The sequence below is a fragment of the Kitasatospora sp. NPDC058162 genome (assembly GCF_042884005.1).
In the GTDB taxonomy this organism is placed as follows: domain Bacteria; phylum Actinomycetota; class Actinomycetes; order Streptomycetales; family Streptomycetaceae; genus Kitasatospora.
The window spans coordinates 1-2,630 of sequence record NZ_JBHVUS010000082.1 but is presented as its reverse complement, the minus strand read 5'-3'; the positions used below and the strand labels follow the sequence as shown (position 1 = coordinate 2,630).

1 protein-coding gene is annotated in these 2,630 nt (G+C 73.7%); it reads right to left on the bottom strand.

The features are described from left to right. A partial coding sequence (locus tag ACFVXG_RS46085; protein WP_387936496.1) for an SDR family NAD(P)-dependent oxidoreductase occupies positions 1-2,630 on the bottom strand: 2,630 nt, incomplete at both ends.

Genomic DNA, 2,630 nt, shown 5'->3' with positions numbered 1-2,630 from the left:
GTCCACTCCGCCCGCCACCAGGTCCCAGAGGTCCTGTGCGCTCGCCACTCCACCGGGGTAGCGGCACGCCATGCCCACCACGGCGATCGGCTCGTTGTCGTCCTCGGAGGCCGACCGCGTCAGCAAGGCCGGCACGCCCGTCGTCACCGCGCTCGCCGTACCGGCCGCGTCGGCGATCCTGGCGAGCAGGTAGTCGATGACGGCACGCGGCGACGGGTGGTCGAAGACGAGCGTGGTCGGCACCCGCAGGCCGGTGGCGGTGTTGAGCTGGTTGCGCAGTTCGACGCCGGTGAGCGAGTCGAACCCGAGGTCCTTGAAGGCCCGTTCGACATCGATGGTCGCGGAGCCGGAGTGGCCGAGGACCAGAGCGACGACGGAACGCACGGTCTCGGTGATCGCGCGCGTCCGCTCCGTCTCCGCCAGGGCTGCCATCCGGTCGGTCCAGCTGTCGTGGCCCGCGCTCGTCACGACGCCGCGCCGCACCGGCCCGCGCACCAGGGAGCGGAAGACCACAGGGGCCTGCTGCCCGGCGGTACGGGCCTGCGCCTTCAGCACCGACAGGTCGAGCTGGGCCGGGATGAGCTGTCCGTGCTCCTGCGCCAGTGCGGCGTCGAACAGCTGGAGCCCGCGCTCCTCGCCGAGCGGCGCCACACCGGAGCGGGTCCAGCGGGCGACGTCGGCCTCGGTGAGGCCGCCCGCCATGCCGTCGGCCTGGTCCCACAGGCCCCAGGCCAGGGCGTGGGCGGGCAGTCCGGCGGCGCGACGGTTGGCGGCGAGGGTGTCGAGGAAGGTGTTGGCGGCCGCGTAGTTGCTCTGGCCGGAGTTGCCGATGACGCCCGCGATGGACGAGAAGACGACGAACGCCGCCAGCGGCAGGTCCTTGGTCTGCTCGTGCAGGTTCCACGCGGCGTCCACCTTCGGACGCAGTACGGTCGCCATGCGCTCGGGGGTCTGCGACTCCACGAGCCCGTCGTCGAGCACGCCGGCGGCATGCACGATTCCGGTCAGCGGGTGTTCGGCCGGGATGGCCTCCAGTACGGCGGCCAGCGCCGCCGGGTCGGCCGCGTCGCACGCGGCGAAGCGGACCTCGGCACCGAACTCGGAGAGTTCCAGCGCCAGTTCGGCGGCACCCGGAGCGGCCTCACCGCGCCGCGAGAGCAGCAGGAGGTGCCGCACTCCGCGCGCCTGCACCAGGTGGCGGGCCATCAGCACGCCCAGGGTGCCGGAGCCGCCGGTGATCATCACGGTGCCGGCCGGGTCGAAGGCCTCGAAGTCCGCGGCCGCGGTGGCGTCGGCAGCCGTTACCGGGACCATCCGCGGAGCGCGCGGCTCCCCCTCGCGCACCACGAGCTGGGACTCGTCGCCGTACAGGACGCCGGCGTCGAGGTTCTCGGTGCTGAAGCCCGGGTCGGCCGGGTCGAGGTCGACCAGGACGAAGCGGTCGGGGTGCTCGGCCTGTGCCGTCCGCACCAGGCCCCAGACCGCGCCGGCCGCCACGTCAACGGGCGTGTCGCCGGTCCCGGTGCCGACGGCGCCGCGGGTCACGACGACCAGCTGCGAGCCGTCGAAGCGCTGGTCGGCCAGCCACGCCTGGACCAGTTCCAGCGCCTCGCCGGTGAGTCGGTGCGCGGCAGCGGGAACACTCTCGTCCTCGGCGGAGCCCAGCTGGACCAGCACCCGCCCGGGCACCGCGGTCAGCGACGCCGGGTCCGCCGTCACCGTCACGGAGCCGACGGCATCGGCGATCGACGGCACCGGCACCCAGTCCAGTCGGTAGAGCGCACCACGCCCGGCGGCTGCCTGGGCGTCGATCCGCGCCGGCCGCAATACGAGTTCGCCGACGGAGGCCACGGGCCGGCCCGCGCTGTCGGCGACCATCAGGGCCGCGCTCTCCGCGCCGGTGGGAGTCCACCGCACGCGCAGTTCCTTCGCGCCGGTCGCGTAGAGCGAGACATCGCTCCAGGCGAACGGCAGCAGCAGGCCTCCGGCAGTCGAAGCGAGCTGCTGGACGAGCGGGTGCAGCGCGGCGTCGAGCAGGGCCGGGTGGATTCCGTACTTCGCGGCGTCCGCCTGCTGCGGCTCGGGCAGGACGACGTCGGCGTAGAGCTCGTCGCCGCTCCGCCACAGGGCCGTCACGCACTGGAAGGCCGGCCCGTACGTGTAGCCGGTCTCGGCGAGCGCGGGGTAGAAGTCCGCCAGGTCGACGGCTTCGGCGCCGGCCGGCGGCCAGACCGCGAGGTCGGCGTCGGGGGAGACGAGGTCGTCCACCGCGAGCCAGCCGGAAGCGTGCCTGGTCCACGCGTCCTGGTCGCCGGCCTCGGCGTCCTGGGGTTGTGAGTAGATCCGCACCTGGTGCTGGTCGTTCTCGTCCGCGCCGTCCACGGTGACCTGGATCCGCAGGCCCCCGGTCGCGGGCAGCAGCATCGGCGCCTCGAGCGTCAGCTCCACCACGCGCGACGCGCCGCTGCGGTCGGCGGCTTCCAAAGCCATTTCCATCAACGCGGTCCCGGGCAGCAGGATCCCGCCCTGGATCTCGTGGTCGGTGAGCCAGGGGTGGGTGTGGCGGGACAGGCGTCCGCTGAACAGGACACCGCCGTCGGCCAGGCCCGTGATCGCTCCCAGCAGCGGGT